Origin of the sequence: Streptomyces sp. NPDC051243, assembly GCF_044455405.1 — a bacterium.
GTDB lineage: Bacteria > Actinomycetota > Actinomycetes > Streptomycetales > Streptomycetaceae > Streptomyces.
The window spans coordinates 1-6353 of sequence record NZ_JBITES010000036.1 but is presented as its reverse complement, the minus strand read 5'-3'; the positions used below and the strand labels follow the sequence as shown (position 1 = coordinate 6353).

General features: G+C 72.2%; 7 protein-coding genes and 1 pseudogene. 7 read left to right on the top strand and 1 reads right to left on the bottom strand.

The genetic code is table 11. The annotated features are described in order from the left end of the window. Positions 1-329: 329 nt before the first annotated feature. The 4 genes and pseudogenes from ACIBAG_RS45620 to ACIBAG_RS45605 all read left to right on the top strand — a co-directional run bounded on the left by ACIBAG_RS45620 (position 330) and on the right by ACIBAG_RS45605 (position 3690). Entirely contained in the window at positions 330-2243 is a 1914-nt protein-coding gene (locus ACIBAG_RS45620) for an FAD/NAD(P)-binding protein (RefSeq protein ID WP_399114055.1), read from the top strand. A gap of 91 nt (positions 2244-2334) precedes the next feature. Continuing rightward, a complete protein-coding gene (locus tag ACIBAG_RS45615; protein WP_399114053.1) occupies positions 2335-2772 on the top strand; it encodes a DoxX family protein in 438 nt (145 codons plus the stop codon). 13 nt (positions 2773-2785) lie between these two features. Then, positions 2786-3187 (top strand): annotated as a pseudogene (locus ACIBAG_RS45610) (hypothetical protein); the annotation flags it as partial. After that, a complete protein-coding gene (locus tag ACIBAG_RS45605; RefSeq protein ID WP_399114059.1) occupies positions 3088-3690 on the top strand; it encodes a DedA family protein in 603 nt (200 codons plus the stop codon). The pseudogene ACIBAG_RS45610 and the gene ACIBAG_RS45605, both read left to right, overlap by 100 nt. Positions 3691-3861: 171 nt before the next feature. Here the strand turns inward: ACIBAG_RS45605 and ACIBAG_RS45600 are convergent, their stop codons facing one another. Beyond that, complete coding sequence (locus ACIBAG_RS45600) at positions 3862-4095, bottom strand: DUF2277 domain-containing protein (protein ID WP_031476315.1); 234 nt, start codon at positions 4093-4095, stop codon at positions 3862-3864. A 134-nt stretch (positions 4096-4229) separates the two neighbouring features. On the opposite strand from ACIBAG_RS45600, the gene ACIBAG_RS45595 reads away from it, so the two are divergent. The 3 genes from ACIBAG_RS45595 to ACIBAG_RS45585 all read left to right on the top strand — a co-directional run bounded on the left by ACIBAG_RS45595 (position 4230) and on the right by ACIBAG_RS45585 (position 6263). Continuing rightward, positions 4230-5135: a ketopantoate reductase family protein gene (locus tag ACIBAG_RS45595; protein WP_399114057.1), complete on the top strand. Its 906-nt coding sequence runs from the start codon at positions 4230-4232 to the stop codon at positions 5133-5135. A gap of 194 nt (positions 5136-5329) precedes the next feature. Beyond that, on the top strand, positions 5330-5674 hold the full coding sequence (locus ACIBAG_RS45590) for a hypothetical protein (protein WP_399114051.1): 345 nt from the start codon (positions 5330-5332) through the stop codon (positions 5672-5674). A gap of 46 nt (positions 5675-5720) precedes the next feature. Next, complete coding sequence (locus tag ACIBAG_RS45585) at positions 5721-6263, top strand: GNAT family N-acetyltransferase (protein ID WP_399114049.1); 543 nt, start codon at positions 5721-5723, stop codon at positions 6261-6263. The last annotated feature ends 90 nt before the right edge of the window (positions 6264-6353 follow it).

Below are 6353 nucleotides of genomic sequence, written 5' to 3'. Positions count from 1 at the left end.
GGGGGGGGGGGGGGGGGGGGCGGGCGGGGCGGGCCCGGCCCGCCCCCCCCCGCGCCGCCCCCCCCCCCCCCCCCCCCCCCCCCCCCCCCCCCCCCCCCCCCCCCGCGACCAGCCACACACAACCCGCAGCCGCACACGAACCCAAATCCCCCGAACCCCCCGCGAAGTCCGAACTCGCCCCCCATTGAGCCATGACACTCGTGATGCATCCCACACTCACACACCCCCGGGCTCAGTCACCCCCGCTCCCGACGGCATGATGAGCCGGACCCTCCGCTTCCAACCGGCGGTTCGCTCCACCGCGCCCCACACGCCCGGGAGTCCCCCCTTTGACTGCACCGACCTCCGCACCGACCCCGGAGTCCCCCACGGTCTCCGTCGCCCTGGTCGGCGCCGGACCCCGCGGCACCAGCGTTCTGGAACGCCTCTGTGCCTCCGCTCCCGAACTCCTCCCGCCCGGGGCGCGCCTCACGGTGCATGTGATCGACCCGGCGTCGCCCGGCCCGGGGCGCGTGTGGCGGACCGCGCAGTCGGCCGAGCTGCTGATGAACACGGTGTCCTCGCAGGTCACGCTGTTCACCGACGACAGCGTGGACTGCTCCGGCCCGATCCGGCCCGGCCCCAGCCTCCACGACTGGGCGGCCGGCGCGCTCGGCCCGGACGAGTACCCGACCCGCGCCCACTACGGCCGGTACCTGGAGTGGGTGTTCGCGAAGGTCGTGCGCGAGGCGCCGCCCGCGATCCGCGTCGAGACGTACGCGGCACGCGCGGTACGGCTCGACGACGCACCCGACGGCCGCCAGGTCCTCACCCTCGACGACGGCCGAACCCTGCCCGGCCTGTCCGCCGTGGTCCTGGCGCAGGGGCATCTGCCGACCGCCGCCGACGCGACCCAGCGCCGCCTCGCCGCGTACGCCGAGCGGCACGCCCTGCGCCATGTGCCGCCCGCGAACCCGGCCGACGTCGACCTCGCCGCCGTATCGCCCGGCGAACCGGTGCTGCTGCGGGGCCTGGGCCTCAACTTCTTCGACCACATGGCCCTGTTGACGACGGGCCGCGGCGGCCGCTTCACACGTGACGCGGGGCGACTGCGGTACGTCCCCTCCGGCAACGAGCCCCGCCTGTACGCCGGTTCACGGCGCGGCATCCCGTACCAGGCACGCGGCGACAACGCGAAGGGGCCGTACGGCCGCCATCTCCCGCTCGTCCTGACCCCCGAGGTGATCGCCGGCTTCCGCAAGCGCGCGGACTCGGGCGAGGCACCGGACTTCCTGGCGGAGATATGGCCGCTGGTGGCGAAGGAGGTGGAGACGGTGTACTACACGGCGCTGATACCGGCCGGCCCCCGGCGGCCCGCGTTCACCGAACGGTTTCTCGCCGTCCCGCACCGCCATCCCCAAGAGGCCCTGCTCCTCGACGAGTTCGGCGTCCCGGAGCACGAGCGCTTCAGCTGGGACCGGGTCTCCCGCCCCTGCACGGGACACACCTTCACGGATCCCGGGCAGTGGCGGGACTGGCTGCTGGCGTATCTGCGCGAGGACGCCGCGCAGGCCGCCCGGGGCAACGTGGACGGCCCGCTGAAGTCGGCGCTGGACGTGCTGCGCGACCTGCGGAACGAGGTGCGGCTGATCGTCGACCACGGCGGCCTCACCGGCGCCTCCCGCCGGGACCACCTGGACCGCTGGTACACCCCGCTCAACGCCTTCCTCTCCATCGGCCCGCCCCGGCGGCGCGTGGAGGAGCTGGTGGCCCTGGTGGAGGCGGGCGTGGTGGAGGTGCTCGGACCCCGGCTGGAGGTGCGCGAGGAGGACGGGGCATGGGTGGCGCACTCCCCCGAGGTGCCGGGCTCGGCGGTCCGGGTGACGGCGCTGATCGAGGCGCGGCTGCCGGAACCCGACCTGCGGCGCAGCGCCGACGACCTGCTGGCGCGGCTGCTGAAGACCGGGCAGTGCCGTCCGCATGTCGTCGACGGCTACGAGACCGGAGGGCTGGACGTGACGCGGCGGCCGTACCGTCTGATCGACCGTCAGGGCCGGGTGCATCCGAGGCGGTTCGCGTTCGGGGTGCCCACGGAAGGTGTGCACTGGGTGACGGCGGCGGGCGCGCGGCCGGGTGTGGATTCGGTCACTCTTTCGGACGCGGACGCGGTGGCGAGAGCGGCTCTACGTGCGCCTGTTTCCGGGGCTGAAGGGGATTACGAGGCGGAGCCTTGGCTGAATGTTGAACTTGCAAGTGTTGATTAGGGCTACCTAACGTGGGGCTACCGATCAGTATCCGTCCCCAGACCGTTCCTCATAGGGACCGGTTCACCACCAGACCGAGGGAGTCCCCCACATGACCGGACGCCTCAACAGCGCCCAGCCGTATGCCATCGGCCTGTTCCGCATCGTCGTCGGCCTGCTCTTCGCCTGCCACGGCGCCAACTCGCTCTTCGGCACCTTCGGCGGCCAGACCCCGCCGGCCGGCACCTGGCCCAACTGGTACGCGGCCGTGATCGAGCTCGTCGGCGGCAGCCTGGTCCTGCTCGGCCTCGGCACCCGTGCCGCGGCGTTCATATCCTCCGGCGCCATGGCGTACGCGTACTTCAAGGTGCACCAGCCGCAGGCGCTGTGGCCCATCGAGAACAGCGGCGAAGGCGCCGCCATGTACTGCTGGGCCATGTTCCTGCTGATCTTCACCGGCTCCGGCGCGTTCGGCCTGGACCGGCTGTTCGCCAAGCGCTCCGGCACGCAGAGCGGCACCGCGGCCGACAAGACGCCGGTCGCGGCCTGACGGCTGCTCCTGCGCTGCGGACGCGGCTGCGATTGCGGTTGCGATTGCGGTTGCGGTTGCGGTTGCGGTTGCACGACGGCGCTCGTTCCCGCGAGGCTCACGCGGGGACGGGCGCCGTTTTCTTCGGCCGGCTGCCCGGGGGCAGCCGGTGAACAAGTTGTGCCGATCACACGCGCCCCCGATGAATCTCCTGTCACACCTCACGCGTACGCTGTATGGCTGTCACAAGCCGCCCTGCCGCTCCCCCACGACGTCGCGGCACGGTCCGGCCATGGGGGTCAACGGGGAGTTGCGGTGCTCGACGGATTCGCGGACGTGGGGTCGCTCACGGCAGGGCCATGGATCTACGTGGTCGTGGGGCTCTCGGTGCTGCTGGACGTGTTCCTGCCCGTCCTGCCCAGCGGAGTGCTGGTGATCATGGCGGCGACCGCGGCGGCCGCGGGCTCCGGTGCCGCGACCGGACAGGTCCCCGGCGAGGTCCCGGACATCCTGGCCCTGACACTCTGTGCCGCGACGGCGTCCGTCCTCGGCGACCTCGTCGCCTACCGCCTCGCCCGTCGCGGCGGTGCCCGGCTCGACCGCGCGATCGCCCGCTCCCGCCGGCTGACAGCAGCGCAGGAACGTCTCGGCACGGCACTGGCCCGAGGCGGCGGCGCCCTGGTGGTCCTGGCCCGATTCGCCCCCGCCGGCCGCTCGGTCGTCTCCCTGGGCGCAGGCGCCACCCACCGCAGCGCACGCGACTTCCTGCCCTGGTCCGCCCTGGCCGGCCTCACCTGGGCGACCTACAGCGTGGCCCTCGGCTACTTCGGCGCCCAGTGGCTGGGCGCGACATGGCTGGCGGCGGGGGTGTCGGTGGCGGCGCTGTTCGGGGCCGGGGCGGTGGCGACGTATCTCGTGCGGGGGCGCTGCGCCGGCTGAGCCGGTCGCCTGAGAGCTCGTGGGTTCGGGTTCGGCGGCGCCCGCGGGCAGTCGGTGGCTGGTCGCGCCCACGCGGCGGAGCCGCACATCGATACAGCCCACGCCCCTCAGGGCACTGCAGTTCCGTGGGCCTTCCGGTCGCGGTTCGCCCGGGGCGGCACGGGTGGCCTGCTATCCGACCTTCTGGGCCGCCCTCGCCCCCCGCACCTCCAGCCCGCCGAGCAACTCGGCCGTGGCCTCGGCAATCGCATCCACGGCGTGGTCGAAGACCTCGCGGTTGTGCGCGGCCGGTGCCCGGAAGCCGGAGACCTTGCGCACGTACTGCAGGGCGGCGGCCCTGATCTCTTCCTCTGTCGCCTCTTCGGGCAACACGGGCGGACGAAGCGTCTTGATGCTGCGGCACATACCTGACAGTCTCCCTCGGGAACGGGCCTGTCTGCCATGATCACCTCAGAGGCGGCCACCATCAGGGGCCGACCGACGAGAGGAACCCCATGACGGCGAACCCCCTGACGGCGAACGACATGACGGCGAACGACATGACGGCGAACGACCGGCTCACCGTCGCGGTACTGGGCCCGGGCGGCATAGGCGGCCTGCTCGCCGCGCTTCTGGCCAGGGCCGGCCACCGCGTCATCTGCCTGGCCGGCGACGAGACCGCAAAGACCCTGCGTACGACCGGAATCCACGTCCGCAGCGGCCTGTTCGGCGACTTCACCGCCGAGGTCGAGGCGGACACCGAGCTCCGCGAGACGGTCGACGCCTGCCTGATCACGGTCAAGGCCACCGCCCTCGACGCGGCCCTGACCCGCGTCCCGCCCACCGCGCTGGGCGACGGCCTCGTCGTACCGTTCCTGAACGGAGTCGAACACCCGCGGTCCCTCCGCGCCCGATACGGCCACGACAGCGTCGCGCCCGCCGTCATCCGCGCCGAGTCGACTCGCGTCGCAGCCGGGGAGATCGAACACGCCAGCCCCTTCGCCGAGATCGACCTCACCGGCGAGAGCGTCCCCCACGACCGCCTGGACGCCCTCGCGCAGGCCCTGGACGCGGCCGGGCCCACGACCCGCGTCCTGCCCGACGAAACGGCGGCTCTCTGGGCGAAGATGTCCTTCCTGGCCCCGTTCGCCCTGCTCACCACACGCCACGCCCTCCCCCTCGGCGACGTACGCACCCGCCACCGCGAGGAGTTGACCTCCCTGGTCGAGGAGACGGCGGCCATCAGCCACGCCTCCGGCGGCCCCGCCGACCCCGCCCAGGCCCTCGCCCGCTACGACGCCTTCCCGCCGAGCACCAAGTCCTCCATGCAACGGGACGCCGAGGCGGGCCGCCCGCTCGAACTGGACGCCATCGGCGGCGCGTTGCTGCGCGCGGCGGAGCGGCACGGGGTGCCCGCGCCGGTGACGGCCCGCCTGGTGGGCGAGTTGAGGGAAGCCGGCCACTAGCCGCGCACTCCGGCGGCCGGTTGACGGATCACTCCTCCGCACAACCGGCCCCGCCGATCATCCCTCCGCACAACCGGCCCCGCCGATCACCCCCTCCGCACAACCGGCCCCCCGATCATCCGCCCACACACTCGTTCGCATGAACCACCCGAAGGCGCTCGCAACCCAAATTCGAACAGGCGTAGCATTGCGCCGTGGCTACGCCCTATGACTTCCCGAGTGACCTCCTCGCCGGCCAGGAGGAGCTGCATCAGGTCCGGGCCGAGCTGTCGGCCCTGCTGAGGCGGCTGCCCTGGTCGGTCGTGCCCCTGGACGGATTCAACGACGACAACGGCTGGCGCAAGGTCGAGCGCCCCGCCTCCCCCGGCTGGACGGAGGACGAACAGGCCGAGGTGGAGAAGCTGCGCCGGCGCGAACACGAGCTCGCGGTCTTCGTCAGCGGCCACCGCTTCTGGTCGGAGATGGCCGGCCCGGAACGCGTCGACGCCCGTATGAGGCTGAAGCACGCCCATGAGGCATCGGCGGCCGACGAGAGCTGAACTTATTGGTTTGCCGTCGGCCGCGCCGGCCGGATAGGAAGCTTGGATGCTGAGAGGGAGCAAGGTCGGGCTCAGGGCCCGGCACGAGGAGGACATCCCGATCCTGCGGGCCGAGCTCTACGACGACGTGGTCAACTCCTCGCGAGCCGAAGCCGGGCCGTGGCGGCCGATCTCGCCCGGCTCGAAGGATCCGCGGCTCATGGTGGACCACCAGGAACAGGGGCGCGTCCCCTTCTCCGTGGTGGAGTTGGAGGGCGGCACGCTGGTCGGCAGCGCGAACCTGTGGGGGATCGACAACCACAACCGGTCCGCGCACATCGGCCTCGGTCTGCTGCCGGCCTCCCGCGGCAAGGGATACGGCACCGACGTGGTCGCGGTGCTGTGCCACTACGGTTTCGTCGTACTCGGCCTGCGCCGGCTGCAGATCGAGACCCTGTCGGACAACGAGGCGATGCTGCGCTCCGCCGAGCGCAACGGCTTCGTCCGCGAGGGCGTGCTGCGTTCCTCGGCCTGGGTGATGGGCGAGTTCCTGGACGAGGTTTTGCTCGGGCTCCTCGTCCAGGACTGGAAGCAGGACTCGAAGGTCTAGGTGTATTGATCACGAGCGTTGTTAACGCTGGGCGGGCTTGATCATGGCGAAGGCCCCCGTGTGTGGTGGAGGTGTCGAATCTTCACCGCA